Genomic DNA, 25,447 nt, shown 5'->3' on the forward strand with positions numbered 1-25,447 from the left:
AAGGTAATTTTGTCCAGTCGGGTGCGCCGCAGCGTCATCCTGTTCGCGACGACTCTCGTTGCGCGGATGAACCCTTGCCTTGGTGTGGACCCGGCCAGCTACTAAAGTTCATCTATCGATCCGCCGGACCCGCCACGGGTGTAAGCGGATGGCGCAGAAATGGCCTTGATCGAGCGAGGGGAGCGCCCATGCGCGTACTTGTATCAGGAGCGGGCATTGCCGGACTTACCCTTGCATATTGGCTGCGCCGTTTCGGATATGTTCCGACGCTGGTGGAGCGGGCGCCGTCATTGCCGACCGGTGGCTACAAGATCGATGTGCGGGGAACAGCGCTCGAGATTCTGAAGCGCATGGACGTGTATGAAGCCGTCGTGGCTGGCGCTGCCGACATGCAGGAGGCTCTGCTGGTCGATCGCGATGGGCATGTCATCAATCGGATGAGCGGCGACCAGCACGGCCATCGCGTCGGCGAGGATGTAGAAATCGTCCGCGGCACCTTATGCCGAATACTGATGGATCGGGTTGCGGGCGCGGAGTTTATTTTTGGGGACGAGATTCAGGCGGTCAGCCAATCCGGCGATTCGGTGCAGGTGCAGTTTGCGAAGAACGGTGCGCGCGAATTCGCGCTGGTGATAGGTGCCGACGGCATCCACTCGAATCTGCGGCAACTGGCATTCGGTGACGAGTCGCGCTTCCTGCGCGACCTGGGCTTGTACCTGTGTGTCTATTCGATTCCGAATTATCTGGATCTGGACCGGCTGGAAATTCAATACACGGAACTGGGCCGCATGGCGGCGATCTGGCATTCCAGAAAGGATTCGGATCTCAAGGCATGCTTCGCCTTTGCTCGCTCGTCCGCCGGGATCGACTTGCGGGACAGGGCGCAGCAGCAGCAGGCACTGCGCGCCGTGTATGCGGACATTGGCTGGGAGGTGCCCCGCCTGCTGGACCGGATGGAGCAGGCCACTGACTGGTATTTCGATACCGCAGCCCAGATTTGCATGGAAAGCTGGTCGCAGGGGCGAATCGCGTTGCTGGGTGATGCCGCTTTCTGCGCATCGCCTATGTCCGGTCAGGGTACGAGCCTTGCGTTGATCGGTGCTTACGTGCTGGCCGGAGAACTCGCTGCGGCATCCGGTAATCATCGAAAGGCGTTTGCCGAATATGAACGCGAGATGCGGCCGTTCGTGGAAGCGAATCAGGCGCTTGGGATGAGAGCCGCGAATTTGATGCGGTCGAACCAGAAGAAGACGCTCGGCGCGTGGCTGCTCGTGCAGTTGATGCGGCTGATCCCGGGCCGCATGACGGAGTTTTTCATCGGGCGTTCGACACAGCGCATCGCCAACGTGGCCAACGCAATGGCGCTCAAGGATTACTAGAGTCGGGTCTTCAGCAACCGGCCAAATCGGGACATTCGACGTCTGGCGGTATGATTCGGCTCGCTTCGATTTTCACCCTGCGTTGCGTGTCCTTTGGCGCGCGATTGTTCGCCTGACCCGGATTGTCAATTCGACGCGCCGGCCTTTTTCATCGTCGCTCATCCCCATAAAGTGCTTCATTCGTGCGCTGGCCGTTCGATGTCGAATGCGCCGCGCCCAGCTTTGCGACTCTCGAAGGCGAGGCCACGGCTTCGCCCACCTCTTCCCGTTTCCATCGATATGCACATTGACACCCCCACGATCTCCGGAGCATCGGACGGCCTTCCAACAACGACGCTACGCGAGTGGCTCGCCGTGCTCGCGGTCGCGGTCAGTGCGTTCGCATTCGTGACGGCGGAATTTCTGCCGGTCGGCCTGCTGCCTCAGATCGCTCACGACCTGGGCGTGAGCCCCGGCATCGCGGGTCTGATGGTGACGACGCCCGGCGTCATGGCGGCCATCTTCGCACCGACGCTGATCATCGGCGCGGGCCGCATGGACCGTCGATATGTGTTCCTGCTGCTCACCGCTGTCCTGTTCGTTTCCAACGTGGTGTGCGCGATGGCGCCCAGCTTCGCGACGATGCTCATCGGACGCGCCCTGCTCGGCGCGGCGCTCGGCGGCTTCTGGACGCTCGCGACGGCAGCCGCGCCGCGACTCGTGCAAGGCAAGGACGCCGCGAAGGCGACGGCGACCATCCTGACGGGCGTGACGTTTGCAACGGTCATCGGCGTGCCGCTCGGGATTTTCATCGCATCGTTCGCGTCGTGGCGGCTCTCGTTTGCAGCGACGGCGGGCCTCGTCGCCGTCGCGCTGATCGCGCAGGCGCTGCTCGTGCCGCGGCTGCCGTCCGCGTCGGGCTTGCGCATCCACGACTTCAGGGCGCTGCTTGCCAGGCCGCATGCGCGACTGAGCATGTTGATGGTCGCGTTCGCTTTCGGCGCGCACTTCTCGACCTACACGTACATCGCGCCCTTGCTGGAGCAGGATTTCTCGCTGAACGCGATCACGTTGCTGTTGCTCGGCTTTGGCGTCATCGGCTTCTTCTCGAATGCCCTGATGTCGATGCTCGTCGCGAAGCATCTCGTCAAGTCCGTCGCCGTCATTATTCTGCTGCTGCTCGGCGCGATCTTGTCGATGCTGCTGCTCGGACACTCGCACATCGGCGAGACTGCCGCGATGCTGATCTGGGGCGTCGCTTTCGGCGCGCTGCCGCTGTGCTTCAGCGTCTGGATTCAGCGCGGCACGGCGGACTATCCGGAAGCCGGCTCGGCCATGTTCGTCAGCATCATTCAGGTGGCGATAGCAATGGGTTCCGCGGTCGGCGGCGCGATCGTCGACCGCGCGGGCGTGGAAACCGACTTCATGCTCGGCGCGGGACTCGCCGTGCTCGGTCTCGCGACCTTGCAGCGCGTGACTTCGTTGGGACGGCCGGGCATGACGCCCGCGGCGGAGAACCGTTGCGAGCCGTCGCTCGACTGAGGCTTTCCGGAACGCGCGTGGACCGCGGCTCGTTAGATGGGCGGCGCGGAGACTATTTGCGCAACGGCCTCAAACCCGCGCGCACTTCCTCGGCGAACAGGTCCGGCTGCTCCCAGGACGCAAAATGTCCGCCTTTGTCGAGCCGGTTGTACCAGATGAGGTTGTGATACGCGCGCTCCGTCCAGCTTCGCGGCGCCTGATAGTTCTCGCGCGGAAACACGCTCACGGCAGCGGGGACGGAGACATCGGCGGCGGCGAGGAAGTTGAAATGCGACTCCCAGTAGAAGCGCGCGGAGGACACGCCGGTGTTCGTCAGCCAGTAGAGCGTGATGTCGTCTAGCACGTCGTCGCGCGTCATGGCGCCCGACGATTCGCCATTGACCGTGCGCCCGAACACGGCAGACGTCAGCGCGGCCGCCGGCTGCACGTAACCGTCGCCGTGATCGAGCAGCCAGCTCGCGAGCCCGATCGGCGAATCGGCGATGCCGTACAGCGTCTGCGGGCGCGTGCCCATCTCCAGCGCATACGCGCGCCGCTTCTTTGCGGCACTGCTGAGCTGGTCGTACGCGTGCTTCTCGTCATCGGAGAGTTCCGCCGGCGCAGGCTCGCCCGCCTGCAGCGCTTTGGCAATGTCGGCGGGAACCGTCGCCGGAAAGTTGACGTGGATGCCCAGCAACGCCGGCGGCGCCTGCTTGCCCATCACGTTCGCGACCACGCCGCCCAGGTCGCCGCCCTGGGCGGCGAACCTGTCGTAGCCCAGCCGCTTCATGAGCGTCACCCAGGCGCGCGCGGTGCGCTCCGGGCCCCAGCCGGTTTCGCCCGGTTTTCCCGACAATCCATAGCCCGGCAGCGACGGAATGACCAGATGAAACGCGTCCGACGCACTGGCGCCGTGCGCGGTGGGATTCGTCAGCGGATCGATGATCTTGAACTGCTCGATGACCGAACCGGGCCATCCATGCGTGACGATGAGCGGCATCGCGTTCTCATGCTTCGAGCGAACATGGATGAAGTGGATATCCAGCCCGTCGATCTCGGTCACGAAACTCGGGTACGTGTTGAGTCGCGCTTCGCACCTGCGCCAGTCGTAATCCGTGGACCAGTGGCGCGCGAGCTCCTGCATCATCGCGAGCGGCACGCCCTGCGAATCGTCGGTGACGGTCTCCCGCTCGGGCCATCGCGTCGCCCTCACGCGCCGGCGCAAATCGACGAGCTGTGCCTCCGGAACGTGCACGCGCAGCGGACGAATCGCGTCCTTGCTTGCGCTCGATGGCTTCGTGATCGACACGATCGATTGATTCGTATCGGCGAGGGCGAACTGACTCAACGAGGCAGCAGCGACGCCCGCCGCCGCCGTGCCGACGAACCGGCGCCGCGATGGCGAGTGGGGAATATCGTTGGACATGGGAACTCCTGATGGAAATGAAGGCATTAGCGATGCGCGGCGTCACGCACGCGTGAATTCGGCGGCGTGTTGCCTCACGAACTCGCGCATGCTGATCGGCGTCTTGCCGGTGAGCCTGGAGAGGTCGTCCGTCATGCGGTCGTACCTTCCCTGCGCGTGAAGCTCGCCCATCGCCGCGAGATGTCTGACGAGATGCTCGGGCACGCCCATTTGTCGAAGCGACTCCGCCCACGATGAGAGCGGCACGTCGCGATAGCGGATCGTGCGCCCGAGCGCCTCGGAAAACACGCCTGCAAAGTGCTCGAGATCGGCCGATTCGGGTCCGGTCAGGTGATAGACCTTGCCGATGTGCGGAGCGGGATCGTCGAGTATCGCGGCTACGGCGCGCGCCACATCCACCGCCGAAACAGGCGATGTTCTTCCGCTGCCGAGCGGCACGGCCAGTTCATCCCGCTCGCGTACGCCTTCGGCGGCCAGAAGCCGGAAGAAGCCTTCCAGGAAGACCGTGGGCCGCACCGTGACGACCGGCAGCCCCGACCACGCCAGCGTCTGTTCGGCGAGCCAGTGCAGCTTGTGCTGCGGACTATCGGTGGTTTCGGTGATGCGCATCTGCGCGACCGTCATCTGCGACATGTTCACGAAGGCTTCGATGCCGTGATGACGTGCGATCGCCGCCACGTTGACCGTCGCTTCCAGATACTGCGCGGACACGGACATGCCGAAGTACATGCGCGATACGCCTTCGATCGCGCGATGCATCGATGCAAGATCGGTCAGATCACCCTGCACGACTTCCGCGCCGAGGCGGCGCAGATCACGCGCGCGCTCATCCTCGTTGCGCACCAGCGCACGCACGGTGTGTCCCTTTGCGAGCAGCATTTTCGTGAGGTTGCGGCCGATGCCGCCCACCGCGCCCGCGGCGCCTGTTACCAGAATAGGCCTGTCGTGCAGGGGTTTCGTCGTCATATCGGTTATTTCCAAAGCGATTGATGTGTATATGCACTGTTTGGGCGCCGGGCTATTCGTCACTCCGGTCGACGCCGGAGATCTCGTGCGCCGCACGATCACGCACGTGCATGCATGGCGTGCGGCCGATCAGGAGACTCAGACGTATTGAAGCGGGTTGATGTATCTGGACTGTGTCGTGAAGCGCGGGATTTGTAAGCGCGTGTATCGCGGTGAGGGGCGTCTTCGGGACGGTTGCCTGATTCGACGGCGTGACCCCTTCAGGTTCTGAGCGGTCGACGCCATCCCTCCGTCATGACGATGCGGTATTGCGCTTCGCCTCCTCGATTGCAGGCGAGGGAACGAATCGTGCAGGCTGCCGGTTGCCCTGCCAGACGCGCCTGACCATCGCAGGGCTGAGCAGCGATGACGGCGGCATCGTCAGGTTGACCACCTTCAGAAACGCGGTCGCGAGCGTGCTGTCGCGTCTCGCGGCAAGATGAAGCTTGCCGATGTACCAGTTGATGAAACGCCGCATCGGCGGACGTTCACCGTTGACGCGTGGATTGCGGAGGTCGTTTCCAACGGCGATATCCCACGGAATATCGACGATCTTTGCGGCCGCTCCGAAGAACCGGCGCGCAAGATCGATCGAGCCTGCGCGCAGGCACCGGTGCAGCGTCAGCGCCTCCTCTGCCGCGACCGTCATGCCCTGCCCGTAGACAGGATTGAAGCTGCAGATAGCGTCACCGAAAACCAGATAATTCTCGGGGAAACGCGCGAGCCTCTCGTACCGCCGGCGCAGACTGGAAACGTGGCGGTAGCGTCTGTAATCGCTTAGCGGCTCCGCTCTCGCGACCACGTCATGAATCTCCATGGTCGGCAGCGTCGCCAGATACGCGAGAAAGCCGTGGTCGTTGTCCGGTGCGTCGTCGCCGAAATAACCGCCGGCACTGACGATCCAGCTGTCGTTTTCCTGCGCGAGCATGACGCCGTTGCGCCAGTGCGGCGCACTACCGGCGACGACGATACCGTGCTTGCCGCCGAGATCGGCAGGCCCGCGCCGATACGTGCGGGTCATGTAGCCGATGCCGATCTCGACCTTCTCATCGGCGGGAGGGGCGTAGCCGAGTTCTTCGAGCCACGCGGCGCTGCATGAGCCACGGCCCGTCGCATCCACGACGAGATCCGCGGCGATGGTCTCTTCCGGCTGGCCCTCGACACATGCGCGCACACCCGTCACGCGTTTGCGAGCGGGGCAGGTGGCAAGCCCCCGCACGGCGCAATGTGCCATGGCATGCACGTGGGGCAACCCCAGGAGCCGCCGGCGCAGATGGCCTTCGAGCACCGGACGGCTCGCAAGCAGGCCGATGAGCTCGCTCGGGCCGTTAGCGAGCCTGACGTTGTGACCGATCCAGATCACATCGTTGGCGACATCGCCGATCAGCCCGCCGCTCTGCGCGACGACCTCGTCGTTATATCCCGGGAAGAATTCCTCGAATACGGCACTGCCTCGCGCAAGCAGCCCATGGGTATGACGACCCTGTGGCACGCCTTTGCGCGGCGTGTCCGCTGCCGGAAACGCATCGCGTTCGAGCACCGTGACGAGGGTATAGAACTCCGACAGGACGCGGGCGGCCAGGAGCCCACCGATGCTGGCCCCGATCACGATCGCATGCTCGCCCAGTTTCTTCATGGCAATCCTCCAGTTCAGTCTGTAGCGATGAGCCGGGCGGCCATCGTCTGCAGGCAATGCTAGGATTGCTTCGTCCCCTGAGCGTCCCCCGGACGCCATTCTCGAAGGTCACCTCGTCATGGCTTCGTTCAGCGTGCGAACGCTTGGATTTCCTGAGATTCGTCGGGACGGCCGGCTGTGCCAACTGGCCTTGCGCAAGGGTCTGGCACTGGTGGTCTACCTCGCCGAAGCGAAGACGTCGGTCGGGCGCGACGCCATCGCCACGATGTTGTGGCCGGAAGACCGCGAAGAAGTCGTGCGGGCGCGGCTGCGGCGTCTGTTGCATCGCGTCCAGCTCACGCTCGGCGACGACGTTCTGACCATCGACCGCGCAACAGTTCGATGGTCGGCGGAGATCGACCTGCAAGTGGATTCGCAGCTATTCGAGCAAGCTTGCGACCGCGGCGAGTTCGAGCGGGCGTGCCGCGCGTATTCCGGCGACTTTCTCGAAGGTTTTTCGCCCGGCGACTGCCCGGAGTTCGACGAGTGGGCCTACTTTCGCCGGGAGGCCTTGCGGGGCCGCGCGATCCAGGCGCTCGAGCGAGTGGTGCAGGACAGGAATGCGGCCGGCGACTACGCGACGGCGGCCGCCCACGCCGGCCGTCTTGTCGAGTTCGATCCGCTGAGCGAAGTGTATGGCCGTCATTTCATCCGCAACCTTCTGCTCGCCGGGGACCGGGCCGCTGCCCGGCGGCACCTGGAGGTCCTGACGCAGCGTCTTCGCGACGAGCTGAATGTGGCGCCCGAACCGGAGACGCGGGCGCTGCTGAACGCCGGCGCAACGTTGACCATCGCGGACCCGCCGCCGACGCGTTACGTCAGCGGCGGCGGTGTTCATCTCGCATTCCAGACCTACGGCGCCGGCCGGATCGATGTGCTCGTGCTGCCCGGTTTCGTCTCTCACGTCGAACGGGTGTGGGAGGAGCCACGGTGCAGGGCGTTCCTGTCCTCGCTCGCGGGGATGGGCCGTCTCATTCTGCTGGATCGTCGCGGTGTCGGGCTTTCCGACCGGGTCGGATTCAATCCCGGTGTCGACGCGACGGCGCAGGATATCGGCACCGTGCTCGACGCCGCCGGCAGCCGCCGGGTCGTGTTGTTCGGTGCGTCGGAGGGCGGACCGGCGTGCATCAAGTTTGCCGCCGATCATCGCGATCGAGTCGCTGGCCTCATTCTGTTCGGCTCGCTGGCGAAAGGAAGCGCAACGCCTGACTATCCGTACGCGCTCGGTGCCGGCCAATATGACGCCTGGCTGCGGCAGCTCATCGCGGGCTGGGGCGGCCCCGCCGGCATCGAAACATTCGCACCGGGGCTGTCCGGCGATCCGCACGTCAGAGTCTGGTGGGCGGGCCTGCTCCGGGCCGCGTCGAGCCCCGGCGCCATCAAGGGCGTGCTCGAGGCGTTGCGCGATATGGATGTGCGGCACGTTCTGGGCCGGGTTTCCGTTCCGACGCTGGTGCTGCACCGTCGCGGCGACCGCGCCGTTCGCATCGATGCGGGCCGGCATCTCGCCAGCCATATCGCGCATGCCCGGTTCGTCGAGCTCGATGGGGCAGATCACTGGGCCTTCGCAGGAGATCAACGGCCCGTCCTGGACAACATCAGGGCGTTTGTCGATAGTCTCGCCGCGTAAGCTTCACACGGGTGTGCGTGGAGACGTCGCATCTTCCCGGCTCAACGCCGCGGCGATTTCCGCCGCCGCTTTCTGCAACTCCGGCACATAGCGGCGCGTGGCATCCGCGAGGCTCACCGCGCGCGACAGGAAGACGACATTGAGGCTCGCGAGCACGCGCTCGTCCGCGCCGATCGCGACCGCCACCGCACCGATCTTCGCCTGCGCGGTCCAGTCGCCGTGATTCGATCCGAAACCATCCTCGCGCACGCGCCGGATCAGCTTGCGCACGAGCGCATCGTTCTTCGCGAACGCCTGCTGCTCCTCACCGCCCGCGCCGGAGCGCAGCAGTTCCAGAATGTCCTCGCGCTCCTCGTCGGGGCACATGGCGAAGTAGGCGCGGCCCGCCGCCGTCAGCAGGATCGGCAAACGCCGCCCGACCATCGCGCGATGAAACGACAACTGGCTGAAGCGATGCGTCGTCTCGCGGATGATCATCGCGTCGCCGTCGGGCGTGGTCAGATCGGACGGCCACGCGACGCGCTGCAAAAGCTGCCCCATGATCGGCGGCGCCACGGTCGCGATGCGCTCGGTATCGGTGAAGCCCTCGCTCAACGAGCGCACGGCGAGCGTCAGACGGAAGCTGTCGTCCGACGTGCTGCGGCGCACGAACCCTTCCTCCATCAACGTTTCGAGCAGACGGCGCACCGTGGTGCGATGCAGGCCGGTCAGATCGGCGATCTGCTGACTCGTCGCGCGTCCGCCTTCCATCGCGTTCAGCGCCCGCAACACCTGAAGGCCGCGCGCCAGTCCGCGCACGTTCGTGTAGGTCGTCACGCCAGAAAATCCTTTTAATTCAACATTGTGCATTCTATGCACATTTCGGAGATTTTGTTGAGGGCGTTTTCTGCCCCCCATAGACTGCACTCACAATTTGAACGAACGAGAGCGATGCAAGAGGCAGGCGCCGTTCGTTCAGCACATCGGACAAGCCCATTCAGGAGACAAGCATGCGCCCCGCCTTTGACCCGGCGGCCGGCAACGGCCGCGCTCATCCTCACGAAACGACACATCGTTCCATCGATGCCGATGTCGCCATCATCGGCGCGGGCCCGGTCGGGCTGATGATCGCGAACATCCTCGGCCTCCAGGGCGTGCGCGTCGTCGTGATCGAGAAGCTCGCGCAGATCATCGACTATCCGCGCGCCATCGGCCTGGACGACGAAGCGCTGCGCGTCTTCCAGTCGGTCGGCCTCGTCGACGAGCTGCTTCCGCACACGACGCCGAATCACTGGATGCGCTTCACGCTGAAAGGCAAGTGCTTCGCGTCGATCGAGCCGCGCACCGACGAGTTCGGCTGGCCGCGCCGCAATGCCTTCATTCAGCCGCTCGCCGATCAGATTCTGTATCGCGGTCTCGCGCGCTTCGCGCATGTATCGACGCTGCTCGGCCACAGCGTCGACAGCTTCGCGCACGACGAGCGCGGCGTGACGATCGAAGCGACCGACGCGCACGGCGCCAAGGCGACGATCCGCGCCGCGTACATGGTCGGCGCGGACGGCGGCAACAGCTTCGTGCGCCGCACGCTCGACGTGCCGTTCGAAGGCCGCACGAAGCCGAATCAATGGATCGTGATCGACGTGCGCAACGATCCGATCGGCTCGCCGCATGTCTATCTGCATTGCGACGCGCGGCGTCCCTATGTTTCGGCGGCGCTGCCGCACGGCATCCGGCGCTTCGAATTCATGGTGATGCCCGGCGAGACGGAGGAAGAACTCTCGAAGCCGGAGAACATGGCGGCGCTGGTGCGCGGCGTGGTCGCCGATCCGGACAAGGTCGACTACATCCGTCAGCGGGTCTATACGCACAACGCGCGGCTCGCGAGCACGTTCCGCGTGAAGCGCATCCTGCTCGCGGGGGACGCCGCGCACATCATGCCGGTGTGGCAGGGGCAGGGCTATAACAGCGGCATTCGCGACGCGAGCAATCTCGGCTGGAAGCTCGCGATGGTCGTGAAAGGCACGGCGCGCGACGCGCTGCTCGATACCTACACGATGGAACGGCGCGCCCACGCGCGCTCGATGATCCACCTCTCGGAAGTCGCGGGCGATATCTTCGCGCCGACGAGCTTCTTCGGATCGAAAGTGCGCGACGCGTTCGTGCGCAGCTTCGACGTGCTGCCGTCCATGAAGCGCTATTTCGTCGAGATGCGCTTCAAGCCGATGCCGCGCTATGAAGAAGGCGTCGTGCTTCTCACGCGCCGGGAGCGGCGCGACGGCCTGCTCGCACGCATGATCGCGAAGCGCGGGCACGCCGCGTTCGGGCGGCTCGTCGGCCTCATGAGCGAGAAGCGCGAATCGCTGATCGGACGCGTGGTGCATGGCCGCGATGCGCAGGCGGGCACGCCCGTGGGCCGCATGTTCATCCAGCCGCGCGTGCGTCTCGCGGATGGCGGCATCGTCCGGCTCGACGACGCGATCGGCAACCGCTTCGCGATCGTCGGCTGGGGCGCGGACCCGACCTTCGGCCTGACGCCCGAGGCGCGCCGCATCTGGCGCGCGCTCGGCGGATGCTTCGTGATCGCGAAGCCCGACCCGCAGCTCGCATTCCACGATGACGTGCCCGAAGACGTGATCGCCATCGGCGATGTCGATTCACGCCTGCGCGAATGGTTCGCGCGCGTGCCGGAATCGGTCGTGCTGTTGCGGCCCGACCGCTTCGTGGCCGGCATGTGCGCGCCGCAATGCGTATCGGATTGCGTTTCGCAGCTCGCGCAAAAGCTGGCGCTGGCGATGACACCGGACGCGACGACGACCAGCGACGCGACGCTCGCGCGCGCCGCCGGCCTGGTGGGAGCCTGACATGCCGATCCATCTCGAATGCATGTCGCACACGCCCTTGCACGGGTATTTCGATCCCGCGCCGGACGTCGTCGCGGAAGTGGAGCGGGTGCAGCGCGCGGCGCGCGAGCGCGTCGAGGCGTTCGATCCGGAGCTGGTGATCGTCTTCGCGCCGGATCACTACAACGGTTTCTTCTACGACGTGATGCCGCAGTTCTGCATCGGCGTGAGCGCGACGGCCATCGGCGATTTCAACAGCGCGGCCGGTCCGTTGCCTGTCGCGCGTGATGTGGCGCTCGCGCTCGCCGATGCCGCGCTCGCGAGCGATATCGATGTCGCCGTGTCGTATCGCATGCAGGTCGATCACGGCTGCGCGCAGGCGCTCGACGTGCTCACGGGCGGCATCGGCCGCTATCCGGTGGTGCCCGTCTTCATCAACTCGGTGGCGCCGCCGATGGCGTCGTGCCGCCGCGCCCGATTGCTCGGCGATGCGATCGGCCGTGCCGCCGTGCGCATGAACCGGCGCGTGCTGCTGATCGGCTCGGGCGGCATGTCGCATGAGCCGCCGGTGCCGGAAATCGCGGGCGCGGACGACATCGTCGCGGAACGCCTGATCGCGGGGCGCAACCCGTCGCCGGAATCGCGCGATGCGCGGCAGTCGCGCACCATCGCCGCGGCGAAAGCGTTCGCGGCGGGCGACAGCCGCCTGCATCCGCTCAATCCCGCGTGGGACCGCATGTTTCTCGAACTCCTCGAACGCGGCGAACTCACCGCCGCCGATGGCCTCACGAACGAAGCGATCACGCGCGATGCAGGCAAATCCGCGCACGAGATCCGCACGTGGGTCGCGGCATTCGGCGCGCTCGCGGCGAGCGGCCCGTACGCGGCATCGATCGATTACTACCGCGCGATTCCCGAATGGATCGCGGGCTTCGGCGCGATGCACGCGCACGAACGAACCCTTTCCAGGAGATAGAACCATGTCGGATGACAACCGCATTCAGTTAATGGCCGCGCGCCTGCGTGAAGCGCAGTCCTCGCGTCAGACGATCGCGCCGCTGCGCGAAACGTGTCCCGAAGGCGACGCGACGCTCGCCTATGCGATTCAGCAGGTCAACAACGACTTGCGCGCGGTGAACGGCGAGCGCGTCGTCGGCAGAAAGATCGGCCTGACTTCGCCGGCGGTGCAGAAGCAGCTCGGCGTCGATCAGCCGGACTTCGGTGCGCTGTTCGCGTCGATGGCTTACGGCGACAGCCAGCCGATGCCGCTTGCCTCGCTGATCCAGCCGAAGGTCGAAGCGGAGATCGCGCTCGTGCTCGAACGCGATCTGACCGCCGAGAAACACACCTTTGCGGATCTGATCGGCGCGACCGCGTATGCGGTGGCCGCGATCGAGGTCGTCGACAGCCGCATCCGCGACTGGGACATCCGCTTTTTCGACACCGTCGCGGACAACGCATCGAGCGCGCTGTTCGTGCTCGGCAGCCGCCCGACTCTGCTGCGCGACATCGACCTCACCGCCTGCGCGATGACGCTCACGCAGGACGGCGAAATCCTGTCGCGCGGCAATGGCGCGGCGTGCCTCGGCAATCCGCTCAACGCGGCTGCATGGCTCGCGGACCGCATGGTTCGACTCGGCACGCCGCTGCGCGCGGGCGACATCGTGCTGACGGGCGCGCTCGGCCCGATGGCCGCGGTGAAAGCAGCGGGCACATATACGGCGCACATCGAAGGGCTCGGCAGCGTGCGCGCCAGTTTCAGCGAATGACAGACGGAGACATCCCCATGGCAACAGACAGCACCAAATGCAAGGCCGCGATCATCGGGTCCGGCAACATCGGCACGGACCTGATGATCAAGATCATGCGCCGCAGCCGGCATCTCGAAGTCGCGGCGATGGTCGGCATCGATCCGGCATCCGACGGCCTCGCGCGCGCCGCGAAGCTCGGCGTGGCGACGACGCATGAAGGCGTGGAAGGCCTCACGCGCCTGCCCGTGTTCGACGAGATCGACTTCGTGTTCGATGCGACGTCCGCCGGCGCGCATGTGAAGAACGACGCGTTCCTGCGCACGCTCAAGCCCGGCATCCGCGTGATCGATCTGACGCCCGCCGCGATCGGCCCGTACTGCGTGCCGGTGGTGAACCTCGACGCGCATCTCGATGCGCCGAACGTGAACATGGTCACGTGCGGCGGACAGGCGACGATCCCGATGGTCGCCGCCGTGTCGCGGGTCGCGAAGGTGCATTACGCGGAGATCGTCGCGTCGATCAGCAGCAAGTCGGCGGGACCGGGCACGCGCGCCAACATCGACGAATTCACGGAGACGACGTCGAAGGCCATCGAAGCGGTCGGCGGTGCAGGCAAGGGCAAGGCGATCATCGTGCTCAATCCGGCCGAGCCGCCGCTCATGATGCGCGACACGGTCTATGTGCTGTCCGAAGCGGCGGACCGCGCGCAGATCGAAGCGTCGGTCGAACGGATGGCGGCGGCGGTGCAGGCCTACGTGCCCGGCTATCGGCTGAAGCAGTCCGTGCAGTTCGACGACATCCCCGCCGATGCGCCGCTGCACATTCCCGGCCTCGGCCGTTTCAGCGGGCTCAAGACCTCGGTCTTCATCGAAGTGGAAGGCGCGGCGCACTATCTGCCGGCCTACGCGGGCAATCTCGACATCATGACGTCCGCCGCGCTGGCGACGGCCGAGCGCATGGCCGCGTCGCTCGTGAACGCCTGAAGCAAGGAACATTCGATCATGGACAAGAAACTCTATATCTCCGATGTGACGCTGCGCGACGGCATGCACGCGATCCGTCATCAGTATTCGATTCAGAACGTGCAGGACATCGCCCGCGCGCTGGACGAAGCGAAGGTCGACAGCATCGAGGTCGCGCATGGCGACGGCCTGCAGGGCTCGAGCTTCAACTACGGCTTCGGCGCGCACAGCGATCTCGAATGGATCGAGGCGGTCGCCGATGTGGTGAAGCACGCGAAGATCGCGACGCTGCTGCTGCCCGGCATCGGCACGATTCACGATCTGAAGGCCGCATACGACGCGGGCGCGCGTGTCGTGCGTGTCGCGACGCATTGCACGGAAGCGGACATCTCGAAGCAGCACATCGACTATGCGCGCAGCCTCGGCATGGACACCGTCGGCTTTCTGATGATGAGCCACATGACGACGCCCGAGAACCTCGCCGTCGAAGCGAAGAAGATGGAAAGCTACGGCGCGACGTGCGTGTACGTGGTCGATTCCGGCGGCGCGATGAACATGAGCGACATCTGCGCGCGCTTCAGGGCGCTCAAGGCGACGCTGAACCCTGAAACGCAGACCGGCATGCACGCGCATCACAACCTGAGCCTCGGCGTTGCCAACTCGATCGTCGCGGTGGAAGAGGGCTGTGATCGCATCGATGCGAGTCTCGCGGGCATGGGCGCGGGCGCGGGCAATGCGCCGCTCGAAGTGTTCATCGCGGCGGCCGAGCGCATGGGCTGGCATCACGGCACGGATCTGTATCGCCTGCTCGATGCGGCGGACGATATCGTGCGCCCGCTGCAGGACCGGCCGGTGCGCGTGGACCGCGAGACGCTCGCGCTCGGTTATGCGGGCGTCTATTCGAGCTTCCTGCGGCATTCGGAAATCGCGGCGAAGAAGTACGGCCTGAAAGCCGTCGACATTCTCGTCGAGCTGGGCAAGCGGCGCATGGTGGGCGGTCAGGAAGACATGATCGTCGACGTCGCGCTCGATCTGAAGAAGCGCGAAGCGCACGCCTGAACCATCCGATACGCGAAGCGCCATCGAGAGCGCCGCATCGTTCAACCTGGAGACATCAATGAAAACGTCAACGGCTTCATCCACGCGCGCCGGCGGTGCGCTCACCATCGGCCTGTGCCTCGCGGTCGCGCTGCTCGAAGGGCTCGATCTGCAATCCACCGGCGTCGCCGCGCCGCGCATGGCGCGCGAGTTTCATCTCGCGGTCGCGCAACTCGGCTGGGCATTCGGCATCGGTGCGCTCGGTCTGTTGCCGGGCGCGGCGATCGGCGGCAGGCTCGCGGATCGCATCGGCCGCAAGCGCGTGCTGATGATGTCGGTCGCGCTGTTCGGGATATTTTCGATCGCAACGACCCAGGTGTGGGATCTGCAGAGCCTGCTCGTCGTGCGCTTCCTCACGGGCCTCGGTCTCGGCGCGGCGATGCCGAACCTGATCGCGCTGTGCGCGGAAGCGGCGCCGCCCGGACAGCGCGGCACGGCGGTCGGCGCGATGTACTGCGGCATGCCCTTCGGCGCGGCGCTCGCGGCGGTGATCGGCATTCTCAGCCCGGGCGATGAAGGCTGGCGGCATATCTTCTATGTCGGCGGCATCGGGCCGCTCTTGACCTTGCCGCTGCTCGCGCTCTTCCTGAAGGAGTCGACGCACTTCATCGCGGCGAGCCAGCATGCGACGCGCGAGACGAAGGACGGCATCGTGCGCGCGCTCTTCAGCGACGGCCGCGCGGGCACGACCGTCGCGCTGTGGATCAGTTATCTGGGCACGCTGATCGTGCTGTACTTCCTGATGAACTGGCTGCCGTCGATGGTGCTCTCGCGCGGCCTCACGCCCGTGCAGGCGAGCATCGTGCAGATGATGTTCAACATCGGCGGCGGCATCGGTGCGATCGTGATCGCGGGGCTGATGGATCGCATCGGCAAGCGGCCGGTCGTGGTCGGCATGTATGCGGGTATCGCGGCTGCGCTGCTTGCGCTCGCCAGCGCGACGGGCAGCGTGTCGATGGCGTGCGGCGGCCTGCTGGCGGGTCTCTTTCTCGTTGGCGCGCAGTCGGTGCTGTATGCGCTCGCCGGCGGCGCGTATCCGACGCAGGTGCGCGGCACGGGCGTCGGCGCGGCGGTGGCCGTGGGCCGCGTCGGCTCGATGGTCGGCCCGCTGATCGCCGGGCAATTGCTGGCGCTCGGCCAGAGCGCGTCGATGCTCGTGATATCGAGCATCCCGCTCATCGTGATCGCGGCGCTCGGCGCGCTCGCGCTGGTCGCGAAATTTCCGCGCGAGTCGGCCGACGGCTCGCGCACGCTTGGAACCGAATCGATCTGACGAAGGATATCGACATGACTGACATTGTGACTCATACCGAAGCCGCGACCAGCAAGTTCGTGAACGTGATGGAAGGCGGCGCGGAACTGCGCGTGCACTACAACGACACCAGTGCGGGCAAGGAAACCCTCGTGCTGCTGCACGGCTCCGGTCCGGGCGCGAGCGGCTGGGCCAACTTCTATCGCAATGTGGATGCGTTCGCGAACGCGGGTTATCGCGTGATCCTCGTCGACTGTCCCGGCTGGGGCAAGAGCAATTCGATCGTCTGCACCGGTTCGCGCTCCGACCTCAACGCGCGCGTGCTGAAGGGCGTGCTCGATACGCTCGGCATCGAGCGCGCGCATCTCGTCGGCAACTCGATGGGCGGGCATAGCGCGGTGGCCTTCGCGCTGTCGTATCCGGAGCGCGTCGGCAAGCTGGTGCTGATGGGCGGCGGCACGGGCGGTCCGAGCCAGTTCGTGCCGATGCCGACCGAAGGCATCAAGCTGCTGCAAGGGCTGTATCGCGACCCGACGCTCGAGAACCTGAAGAAGATGCTCAATGTGTTCGTCTACGATGCGAGCACGATGACGGAAGAGCTGATGCAGACGCGGCTCGATAACATGCTCGCGCGGCGCGATCATCTCGAGAACTTCGTGAAGAGTCTGGCGGCCAATCCGAAGCAGTTTCCGGATTACGGTCACCGGCTGAACGAGATCAAGGCGCCCGCACTCGTGATCTGGGGACGCGATGACCGTTTCGTGCCGATGGATGTGGGCCTGCGGCTCGTGTGGGGCATGCCGAATGCCGATCTGCATGTGTTCGGACGCTGCGGGCACTGGGCGCAATGGGAGCACGCGGAGCGATTCAACCAGATGGTGCTGGACTTTCTGCTGCAGTATGGGCCGACTCGGAACCGTGAAGGGTCCTCGCTATAATCGGGGTGTCATTCAACGAGGACCCACGCATGAAAACTGTCGTCGCTTTGCTCGCCGCTTCGGCCATCGCATCTACCGCATTCGCTGCCAATACCATCGAAAAGCTGCCCTCGGGCGTCGTGGTCGAGCACATCAAGCAAGGCACCGGCCCGCAGCCGACGGCCGATGATGTGGTGCGCGTCAACTATCGCGGCACGCTCGCGAACGGAACGGAATTCGATAACTCGGAGAAGCACGGTGGCCCCGCGACTTTCCCGCTGGGCCGCGTGATTCCGTGCTGGACGCAAGGCGTCGCGAAGATGAAAGTGGGAGGCAAGGCGAAGCTGACGTGTCCGGCGGCCACCGCTTACGGCGATCGTGGTGTCGGCTCGATTCCGCCGAACAGCGATCTCACGTTCGAAGTGGAACTGCTCGGCATCGGCAAGTGATCGTCTCGTGATGAAAGCCCGCCGTTCGAGGCGGGCTTCCCGAGGTTCGCGCATCTCAGTGGATCGACACGCTGATCGTATCGTTACCCAGGTGCGTTTCGTTATAGCTCTCGATGGTGGCCTGGACCACCGGGCTGGCGACGGCGATTCCGATCGTGTCGAACGTTACGGTACATTCATTGTCGTCGTAGTTGGGCCCGGCCCAGGCACCGCCCACTGCGGCGGACCAGGCTTCGATCCACTTCCTCGTCATGAGCGGGCTCGGCAGCTTCTGCTTGCTGATGGCCTTGATTTTGACTATTGGCATGGCGGATTGACCTCCTTCATGTGACTGAAGCGACATGGGGACGAATCTTCGCGGGATACTGCATCGAGATTCGCCAATGTATCGATCTAGAATGGTTAGCAGGCTCGTCTGGGTTGTAATCAGTATGACGAACTATCCTGCATCTTTACGATAGACGAAACTGCTTCTATTGCAAGCAAAACCGTATCAGGGGCGATGCGCTTTCTGTCGGTTCGGCATCCAAAATTCGATTGCCGCTTTTAACGTGTATCCGGCATACACCCGCCACGATGGACTCACATTCCGCCTTGCTGGTCAATACGCAAAGAGTGGCATACCTATAGCGCCTTAAAAATCCTAAGTTAAATACGCAACCCTGCGCTTCTTCAGCAAGTGATGGCGCTCGATACGCCTATAACGCGCGTGTATCCGACCGTCGGAATAATCAAACTGAGTCAGCGTGCGCTATCGGCATGTCGAGCTGACTTTGTGGGAGTTCTGAAAGCGAGATCACTTGAAAAGGGTACTTCTTCATCGCTATCGCACGACTTCTCTGGCAAAGCCAGTGGAGCAGCAAAGCGTTCACACTGGTAAAGTGCATAGGATCGACAACCTACCAGGAGAACGTCTATGTCAATTGCAGGTTATTCGAACACGCATCTGTTCATCGACGGTGAATGGTGCGACGCCAAATCCGGCGAAACGATCGACGTCGTGAATCCGGCAACGGGCGACGTCATCGGCAAGGTGGCGAAAGCAGGCAACGTCGATCTCGAGCGCGTCGTCGCGGCGTCGCGACGCGGCTTCGCGACGTGGCGCAACATGACCGCGCTCGAACGCGCGACGATCATGCGCAAGGCCGCCACGCTCATACGCGAACGTGCCGATTCCATCGCGCGCCTGATGACGCAGGAGCAGGGCAAGCCGCTCACGGAGGCGCGCATCGAGGTGCTGTCGGCCGCGGACATCATCGAGTGGTTCGCGGATGAAGGGCGGCGCGTATATGGCCGCATCGTGCCGCCGCGCAACATCAACGCGCAGCAGACGGTGGTGAAGGAGCCGGTCGGCCCGGTGGCCGCGTTCACGCCGTGGAACTTTCCCGTCAACCAGGTCGTGCGCAAGCTGTGCGCGTCGCTTGCGACGGGCTGTTCGTTCATCGTGAAAGCACCGGAAGAGACTCCGGCATCGCCCGCGGAGCTGATCCGCGCTTTCGCCGATGCAGGCGTGCCGAAAGGCGTCGTGCAGTTGGTGTTCGGCGATCCGCCGCAGATTTCACAGTTCCTCATCGCGCATCCGGATATCCGCAAGGTGACCTTCACCGGATCGACGGCCGTCGGTAAGCAGCTCGCCGCACTCGCGCGCCAGCACATGAAGCGCGCGACGATGGAGCTCGGCGGCCATGCGCCGGTGATCGTCGCGGAAGACGCGGACGTCGAGCTCGCCGTGAAGGCGTCGGGCGCAGCGAAGTTTCGCAATGCCGGGCAGGTCTGCATCTCGCCCACGCGCTTTCTCGTGCACAACAGCGTGAAGCAGGATTTCATCGCGGCGCTCGTGAAGCATGCGGAAAGCCTGAAGGTCGGCGACGGCCTTGCGGACGGCACGACGCTCGGGCCGCTCGCAAACGCCCGCCGCATCACCGCGATGAAGAGCGTGATCGACAATGCGCGCAAGACGGGCGCGACGATCGCGACGGGCGGCGAACGCATCGGCACGGCGGGTAACTTCTTCGCGCCGACGGTCATTACCGACGTGTCGCTCGAAGCCGATGTGTTCAATGCGGAGCCGTTCGGCCCGGTGGCGGCGGTGCGCGGCTTCGATTCTCTCGACGAGGCGATCACCGAGGCGAACCGCCTGCCATTCGGTCTTGCGGGCTACGCGTTCACGCGCTCGTTCAAGAACGTGCACCTGCTCACGAATCGTCTGGAAGTCGGCATGCTGTGGATCAACCAGCCGGCCACGCCCTGGCCCGAAATGCCGTTCGGCGGCGTGAAGGATTCGGGATACGGCTCGGAAGGCGGGCCTGAAGCGCTCGAGCCGTACCTGGTGACGAAGTCGGTGACCGTGATGGCGATTTAAGAAGGGGTGGGCCGCAAGCTTCGTTCAGGAAAGAGGGGCGGCCGACACTTTATCCATAGAAAATGGTTCGTGGCACAAGGGATGATGGCGATACATCGTCCCTTGTTCATTGTGTCCAGGCGCTCGATCGCACACGCCGACGTCGCGTCTGACCGTGCACGCGTTCGGGCAGCCGCATTGCCTTGTCCTTCTCTCCGACCTCACGCGGCGTGCAGTGTCGTATCGATGCGTGTGCCGCGCTTGATGAACAGCGTCACCGGAGTCTTTTCGCAGATTTCGGCAAGCCGCGCGCATTGCGCATCGTCCAGCATTCCGCCGATGGCGACGCTGCGGCGGATATACTGCGTCCTCTCCTGATCGACATGCAGACTCACGTCGACGACAATCTCGGCGTCGGGCCACGCCTTGCGCTGCATGTACATGCGCAATGTCGCGGCCGTGCAGGCCGCGAGTCCCGACAGCACGAATGCGAACGGCGCGGGACCGCGATCCGCGCCGCCTTCATGCGGGCCTTCGTCGCCGGTCAGCGCGTGGCGGCCCGCTTCGATGGCAACCACGTAATTGGCTGCATCGGCCGCAAGGCGGGCTTTGGCAGAGGTGAGCGGCATGAAATATTCCTCGGGCGGGTCGATCTTTCGGGACTGACGGCATCGGACTGACGCCAGCGAATGGATTGCTCTTCAGATGCGTTACGCTACTTATTCCGAGCGCGCTCGCGCGCTATTCATCGACTCGCTCTGGTGGACGGTCATCCTTCTGCTGGTCCCGCTCGGGCCTTCCCTCGAAGACTTGCCGCTGTCACCCGATGCGTTCGCCGCGACCGTCCTTCTCTGGATGATGGCTGCGCAATGCATTCCAATACTCATAACCGGTGTTCTGTGGATCGTGTGGGGCACGTCGCCGGGGAAGCGCGTGATCGGACTGCGGATCGTCGATGCCGACAGCCACGCGCCGATGACGGCGAGGCAAGCCGTACTGCGCACAGCCGGCTATCTGCTCACGTTCGCTACCTGCGGAGCGGGCTTCCTCTGGGTCATGTTCAATCCGCGTCAGCAGGCGCTTCATGACCGCATCGCGAATACTATTGTCGTATCTGAAAAGGGGCAACCCGGCAGGACTTGAGTACGAGAAAGAAATCGGGCCGCGTTTCAGACCAACGGCCCGTTGAAGAAGCTGCCTGCGGCTCACTCAATCGTGAGCGTTCAGCCATTACGCGGGCACGTGTCCGGGCGCCCCGCCGAGAATGCGCAACTTCTCGCTAACATCCGAGACATCATGGCCGGCAGCGCGGAGCGATTCGACGAGTCGATGGGCCGACAATCGGCAGTTGGCGAGGGTCTCGTGAAGGCGCGGGTCGGTTTGCATGCAGGTAACGGCCCTTTCGAACTCAACGGACGGTTCGCTCAAAAGCGCCGGCACGATTTCATCGGACGGTATCGACGAACCCTGGCTGAATAGCTGAGCGGTCCAGTCGGACTCGACCAGCATTGCACGGCGTTCGGCCTTTTGAACTTCTTCCTGGTCGAGCGCGGTGAGGCTCTGACGGTTCTTTTGAATGGCGCCGCGCCATGCGCCAAGAACATCTCCGCGAACTTCGGCGATCGCGTGGCCCACGTCATTGCTTGCACCGCCCGCAGTGAGCCGGCGCTCTTCGAGCGAGTCGAGTCGCTCGCGAAGTCCCTCCAGATATGAGCGCCAGTTCAACGGAAGGTCGTTAGCCGAATAGAACTCGCGGGCCAGATCGCTGAGGTCCTGCTTGATGTCTCGTATTGAACGGTTGTCTGCAACGCGGGCCTCATGCACGTCGTTCGCCGTGACCATCTGCCGGTGCAGTGGGAAGAGCGGATTGTCATGGCGACGTCGCAGATGACGTTCGGATGCACCGGCTTGCACACTCCACTTCCAGTTGGGAAGCGAGGCGGCATTGAATTCGACAGCCTCGATCATGGGGCGAAACACCGAGAGGGCCTGCACCGTGGCGTGACGGAAGCAGGCGGCCAGCTTATAGTCGTCGCCTTGCATGTCGGACGCCTGCTCTCCCGCGTAGGGTGAATTCGGGGCGAGCTGGAAGTAGGCCGAGGCGAGGAAGAACTCCATCGGCAACTGCACCGTCAATCCTTCCTGCTCGAACGAGCGCTGTTCCGCGGAGATGGTCTCGAAGGCGTGAGCAAGGCGATTCTCGAGGTCCAGGAGCTGGTCGACGGAATCACCATTTCCGGGGTGCGCGGCATCCGCGAGCAAGCAATAACTGTCCCGAGCCATTCTGGCCGCTAGCGCGCCGTGTTTTTCCGCGAAGAGCCAGAACCAAAGCGCCAGCTGATAGCCGCGTGCACCCGCCTGGGCGACGCCCCGGACGTCCGACGAGAACTCGATTCCAGGCGCGGCCCAGCTCGAGAACGGAAGCGCGTCGGCGCGCTCGTAGAGGTCCAACAGGTGTCGGAGAGCCGCGTGAGTGTCGACTGGCCAGTTCGCCGTCGGCTCGCCAGGATGCTTTTCTGGTTTCCAGAACTTCCAATCCATATGCCAGTCCTCGAGCACAGATATCGGGCCGGCCAGGGCTTGCCTGGTCGCGGGCTGGAGGCATGGTTGCACACTGTGCCGGGGGCGTAAATGGGCGAAAGCGGGCACGCGCGCAGGTCATTGATTTAACAAGCCTGACAATGTTCTGATGAATGTGGAGGCGATCCTGAAGCAGTGCTCGTTGCGCCGTGCGAGCGGCAGCAATACTATCCATTGCATCAGGCGTGAGGCGCCTGCCTGAACCTGCGCTACTGGCAGAGCAGCAATGAGCAAGATGCGATTTCTCGCGGCGTTAGCCTCACCGTTCGTAGCGGGTGGCTTACTTCACCTCGTATATCCGCTCGTACAGTCAGCGGGATACCACCAGTTCGCCGATACACGCCTCATCGGTGGCGTGCCTAACGGCGCGAATGTGCTCTCCAGTCTTGCCATTCTTGCTGCGGGCCTCGTGAATCTGCTTTGGTGCTGGCGACATCGCGGCTCGAATGCTCTCCAGATGCCGGGCATGCTCACCGCCTCGCTGGGTTTGATCATCACCGTAGCGGGTTCGGCGGCCTATCACTTCAGTCCGACCGATTCGACCCTGGTCTGGGACCGCTTGCCGATGACGATCGTCTTCGCGGGCATCCTGGGCATGCTCTACACCTCAGTGACGGGACGAAGATTGCTCTGGTGGCAAGTACCGTCGATGGTGACGGCGGCCATGCTGACGGTGCTCGTCTGGGTCTGGTCCGGAGCGTTGTGGCCTTACACGCTTTTGCAGTACGGAGGACTGGCCGCAATCGTCGGATTCACTTGCTGGCGGAAGGTTGCCAATCCGGGCGGCTGGTGGGGGGTGATTTGCTGGTATGGCGTAGCGAAGATATTCGAAACGTTGGATGCATCGGTATGGTTCGCCACGCACCATATCGTGGCGGGTCACACGCTGAAACACATCGCGTGCGGAGCGGCCGGCTTCGCGCTTCTGAGCATCGCCAAAGAGCGCACGTCGAATGAGTTGATGCCCCACAGGGAAGATCCTTTGCCCTATAAGGTATGACCGGCTTCTGTCCGGACACATGCTCGTCGCCACCGTGGCCGGCGCGCATCCGCCACTGAATGTGTATTCTCTCAAAGTCGTTCCTCGAGAGGAGCACCCGTGAAATACCCGCTGATTCTGGGCTTCGGTATTGTCGCTGTGGACGTGGTCGTGTGGCGTGCGAGACTGCCCAGGAACGACCTGACGCGGCTCTTCATCCGGCTCGGCCTTTTCTTTGCGTTGAGTTGGGTACTCTTTTCGTCCGGGTTGAGTCCTTTCACGCGAGCGCCCTACGACAACGTAGTCGAACTGCACTGGCTTGGGCAGGTCCTCGAAATCATCTGGTGGTTGATGGGGGCGCGCCTCTTCACCCTCTCGCTCGACACGCTGCTGCTTCCGCGTGCCTGGAGAAAGCAGCGGCTGTTCTCGGACGTGTTCGGCGCGGTGGTCTTTCTCGCTGCAGCAGTGGCCGCGCTCGGGTTCGTGCTCGAACTGCCCGTGCGCGGACTCGTCGCGACATCCGGCGCGCTCGCGATCGTGCTGGGTCTCGCTATTCAGAGCACGCTCAGCGACGTTTTCGCTGGCATTGTCATCAACACGACGGAGCCGTATGCGATAGGTGACTGGGTGACGATCGATGACGTCGAGGGCAAGGTCGTCGAGATGAACTGGCGCGCGACGCATTTGCAGACGGGACAGGGGAATCTGCTTATCGTGCCTAACGCTGTCGCGGCGAAGGCAAAAATCACCAACAACAGCAGGCCGGGCGATGTTCACGGGTTATCGCTCGTCATCGAGATCGAACCCGAGGCGCGGCCGAGGACTGTGTTGGATGCTTTAGAGCGTGCGCTCACAGGCTGCAACGGCATTCTCGCAACGCCGGCTCCCTACGCCCGTATGAAGCGCACCACCATGAACTCAGTGCAGTACGAAGTGGTTGCCTTCGTCGACGAGATGAACAAGAAGCTCGCCATATCCAACGAACTCTTTGATCTCTGCTACCGTCATCTCGCTGCTGCAGGCGTCGCGTTACGCACGCTAGGCGTGCCCGCTCCGGCCCTTGGCGTCCTGGATGAAAAGGAAGCGCTCTTGAAGCGAGTGAGCTTGTTCGACAGCCTGACCGGCGAAGAAGTGTCCCGGCTGGCGAAACACCTTTCCCGACACGAGTACAAGGCGAATCAGCAGATTCTCGCGCCTGACACCGTGCCGGACAGTCTGTCGATCGTGCGCGCCGGCGTGTTATCGGTGTCGCTTATCGAATCGAGTGGGAGCAGGGAAATCGCGCGCATTGGGCCAGGAGAAGCGTTCGGGGAAGCGGGGCTGCTCGCCGGACTTCCGATGCATGTGTCCATCTCGACGCTCACGCCGTCGGTCCTGTTTCAACTCGGCAAGGACGATATGACCTCGTTCCTGAAGGACCATCCCGAGGTCGCGAAGCAGATGTGCCAGTTGCTCGCGTATCGCCAGGATAAGCTCGGTGAGCTCGCGACCCAGATGCCTGTTGACCACGAAAAGGGGCGCTCGCTGTTTCAATGGCTGGTCGGAAAGGTTTGGAACGTGCATTCGCTGCACGATGAATCCAAAGGCAGCTGAGGTCCGGATGTACGGCCATCGGATATTTGGAATCTGGCGAGTTGACGGCCTGGTTCTCTTTCATGGGCGAATTTGTTCTATCGGGAGGATG

Annotated in this window: 22 protein-coding genes; 15 read left to right on the forward strand and 7 right to left on the reverse strand. The window is 64.0% G+C overall.

All coding sequences use genetic code 11. The annotated features are described in order from the left end of the window. Nucleotides 1-188: 188 nt before the first annotated feature. Both AWB78_RS11980 and AWB78_RS11985 read left to right on the forward strand, forming a co-directional pair. Nucleotides 189-1,379: an FAD-dependent monooxygenase gene (locus AWB78_RS11980; RefSeq protein WP_062604796.1), complete on the forward strand. Its 1,191-nt coding sequence runs from the start codon at nucleotides 189-191 to the stop codon at nucleotides 1,377-1,379. Nucleotides 1,380-1,658: 279 nt separating this feature from the next. Then, nucleotides 1,659-2,900 carry an MFS transporter gene (locus tag AWB78_RS11985; RefSeq protein WP_062604797.1) on the forward strand — a complete coding sequence of 414 codons (1,242 nt, stop codon included), beginning with the start codon at nucleotides 1,659-1,661 and terminating at the stop codon, nucleotides 2,898-2,900. A gap of 52 nt (nucleotides 2,901-2,952) precedes the next feature. Here AWB78_RS11985 and AWB78_RS11990 read toward each other — a convergent pair whose 3' ends face one another. From AWB78_RS11990 to AWB78_RS12000, 3 genes are all read right to left on the reverse strand, one after another. Beyond that, nucleotides 2,953-4,305: an epoxide hydrolase family protein gene (locus AWB78_RS11990; protein ID WP_062604798.1), complete on the reverse strand. Its 1,353-nt coding sequence runs from the start codon at nucleotides 4,303-4,305 to the stop codon at nucleotides 2,953-2,955. Between the two features lie 42 nt (nucleotides 4,306-4,347). Beyond that, nucleotides 4,348-5,271: an SDR family NAD(P)-dependent oxidoreductase gene (locus tag AWB78_RS11995; protein WP_062604799.1), complete on the reverse strand. Its 924-nt coding sequence runs from the start codon at nucleotides 5,269-5,271 to the stop codon at nucleotides 4,348-4,350. A 292-nt stretch (nucleotides 5,272-5,563) separates the two neighbouring features. Beyond that, nucleotides 5,564-7,045 carry an NAD(P)/FAD-dependent oxidoreductase gene (locus tag AWB78_RS12000; protein WP_232477671.1) on the reverse strand — a complete coding sequence of 494 codons (1,482 nt, stop codon included), beginning with the start codon at nucleotides 7,043-7,045 and terminating at the stop codon, nucleotides 5,564-5,566. A gap of 19 nt (nucleotides 7,046-7,064) precedes the next feature. Between AWB78_RS12000 and AWB78_RS12005 the strand changes: the two genes are divergently transcribed. Further along, nucleotides 7,065-8,615 carry a bifunctional AfsR/SARP family transcriptional regulator/alpha/beta hydrolase gene (locus AWB78_RS12005; RefSeq protein WP_062604801.1) on the forward strand — a complete coding sequence of 517 codons (1,551 nt, stop codon included), beginning with the start codon at nucleotides 7,065-7,067 and terminating at the stop codon, nucleotides 8,613-8,615. A 3-nt stretch (nucleotides 8,616-8,618) separates the two neighbouring features. Here AWB78_RS12005 and AWB78_RS12010 read toward each other — a convergent pair whose 3' ends face one another. Then, the gene (locus AWB78_RS12010) at nucleotides 8,619-9,431 is read right to left on the reverse strand and encodes a DNA-binding transcriptional regulator (RefSeq protein ID WP_062604802.1); all 813 of its coding nucleotides are present in this window, start codon (nucleotides 9,429-9,431) and stop codon (nucleotides 8,619-8,621) included. Between the two features lie 173 nt (nucleotides 9,432-9,604). Between AWB78_RS12010 and AWB78_RS12015 the strand changes: the two genes are divergently transcribed. The 8 genes from AWB78_RS12015 to AWB78_RS12050 are packed head-to-tail and all read left to right on the forward strand — an operon-like array spanning nucleotide 9,605 to nucleotide 17,863. Next, on the forward strand, nucleotides 9,605-11,455 hold the full coding sequence (locus AWB78_RS12015) for a bifunctional 3-(3-hydroxy-phenyl)propionate/3-hydroxycinnamic acid hydroxylase (protein WP_062604803.1): 1,851 nt from the start codon (nucleotides 9,605-9,607) through the stop codon (nucleotides 11,453-11,455). Between the two features lies 1 nt (nucleotide 11,456). Then, nucleotides 11,457-12,410: a 3-carboxyethylcatechol 2,3-dioxygenase gene (locus AWB78_RS12020; RefSeq protein ID WP_062604804.1), complete on the forward strand. Its 954-nt coding sequence runs from the start codon at nucleotides 11,457-11,459 to the stop codon at nucleotides 12,408-12,410. A gap of 4 nt (nucleotides 12,411-12,414) precedes the next feature. Beyond that, nucleotides 12,415-13,203: a 2-keto-4-pentenoate hydratase gene (gene mhpD / locus AWB78_RS12025; RefSeq protein ID WP_062604805.1), complete on the forward strand. Its 789-nt coding sequence runs from the start codon at nucleotides 12,415-12,417 to the stop codon at nucleotides 13,201-13,203. Between the two features lie 17 nt (nucleotides 13,204-13,220). Next, nucleotides 13,221-14,168, forward strand: coding sequence for an acetaldehyde dehydrogenase (acetylating) (locus AWB78_RS12030; RefSeq protein ID WP_062604806.1), 948 nt, complete (start codon nucleotides 13,221-13,223; stop codon nucleotides 14,166-14,168). A 15-nt stretch (nucleotides 14,169-14,183) separates the two neighbouring features. Then, entirely contained in the window at nucleotides 14,184-15,206 is a 1,023-nt protein-coding gene (gene dmpG, locus AWB78_RS12035; RefSeq protein WP_332460098.1) for a 4-hydroxy-2-oxovalerate aldolase, read from the forward strand. Nucleotides 15,207-15,264: 58 nt separating this feature from the next. After that, nucleotides 15,265-16,518: a 3-(3-hydroxy-phenyl)propionate transporter MhpT gene (gene mhpT / locus AWB78_RS12040; protein WP_062604808.1), complete on the forward strand. Its 1,254-nt coding sequence runs from the start codon at nucleotides 15,265-15,267 to the stop codon at nucleotides 16,516-16,518. A gap of 14 nt (nucleotides 16,519-16,532) precedes the next feature. Next, complete coding sequence (locus AWB78_RS12045; RefSeq protein WP_062604809.1) at nucleotides 16,533-17,435, forward strand: alpha/beta fold hydrolase; 903 nt, start codon at nucleotides 16,533-16,535, stop codon at nucleotides 17,433-17,435. A gap of 29 nt (nucleotides 17,436-17,464) precedes the next feature. Continuing rightward, a complete protein-coding gene (locus AWB78_RS12050) occupies nucleotides 17,465-17,863 on the forward strand; it encodes an FKBP-type peptidyl-prolyl cis-trans isomerase (RefSeq protein ID WP_062604810.1) in 399 nt (132 codons plus the stop codon). A gap of 55 nt (nucleotides 17,864-17,918) precedes the next feature. Here the strand turns inward: AWB78_RS12050 and AWB78_RS12055 are convergent, their stop codons facing one another. Next, nucleotides 17,919-18,170, reverse strand: a complete 252-nt coding sequence (locus AWB78_RS12055) for a hypothetical protein (protein ID WP_062604811.1) — start codon at nucleotides 18,168-18,170, stop codon at nucleotides 17,919-17,921. A 609-nt stretch (nucleotides 18,171-18,779) separates the two neighbouring features. On the opposite strand from AWB78_RS12055, the gene AWB78_RS12060 reads away from it, so the two are divergent. Then, complete coding sequence (locus tag AWB78_RS12060) at nucleotides 18,780-20,225, forward strand: NAD-dependent succinate-semialdehyde dehydrogenase (RefSeq protein WP_062604812.1); 1,446 nt, start codon at nucleotides 18,780-18,782, stop codon at nucleotides 20,223-20,225. A gap of 200 nt (nucleotides 20,226-20,425) precedes the next feature. On the opposite strand, the gene AWB78_RS12065 is transcribed toward AWB78_RS12060, so the two are convergent. After that, nucleotides 20,426-20,833, reverse strand: a complete 408-nt coding sequence (locus tag AWB78_RS12065; protein ID WP_062604813.1) for an OsmC family protein — start codon at nucleotides 20,831-20,833, stop codon at nucleotides 20,426-20,428. A gap of 76 nt (nucleotides 20,834-20,909) precedes the next feature. Here AWB78_RS12065 and AWB78_RS12070 point away from each other — a divergent pair, with 76 nt between their 5' ends. Continuing rightward, on the forward strand, nucleotides 20,910-21,347 hold the full coding sequence (locus AWB78_RS12070) for an RDD family protein (protein WP_062604814.1): 438 nt from the start codon (nucleotides 20,910-20,912) through the stop codon (nucleotides 21,345-21,347). An 87-nt stretch (nucleotides 21,348-21,434) separates the two neighbouring features. Here AWB78_RS12070 and AWB78_RS12075 read toward each other — a convergent pair whose 3' ends face one another. Continuing rightward, on the reverse strand, nucleotides 21,435-22,745 hold the full coding sequence (locus AWB78_RS12075; protein WP_062604815.1) for a hypothetical protein: 1,311 nt from the start codon (nucleotides 22,743-22,745) through the stop codon (nucleotides 21,435-21,437). Nucleotides 22,746-23,010: 265 nt separating this feature from the next. Here AWB78_RS12075 and AWB78_RS12080 point away from each other — a divergent pair, with 265 nt between their 5' ends. Further along, nucleotides 23,011-23,784 carry a hypothetical protein gene (locus tag AWB78_RS12080; RefSeq protein ID WP_062604816.1) on the forward strand — a complete coding sequence of 258 codons (774 nt, stop codon included), beginning with the start codon at nucleotides 23,011-23,013 and terminating at the stop codon, nucleotides 23,782-23,784. 99 nt (nucleotides 23,785-23,883) lie between these two features. Further along, complete coding sequence (locus AWB78_RS12085) at nucleotides 23,884-25,356, forward strand: mechanosensitive ion channel family protein (RefSeq protein ID WP_062604817.1); 1,473 nt, start codon at nucleotides 23,884-23,886, stop codon at nucleotides 25,354-25,356. Nucleotides 25,357-25,447: the final 91 nt, after the last annotated feature.

The sequence above is a fragment of the Caballeronia calidae genome, assembly GCF_900044055.2.
GTDB lineage: Bacteria > Pseudomonadota > Gammaproteobacteria > Burkholderiales > Burkholderiaceae > Caballeronia > Caballeronia calidae.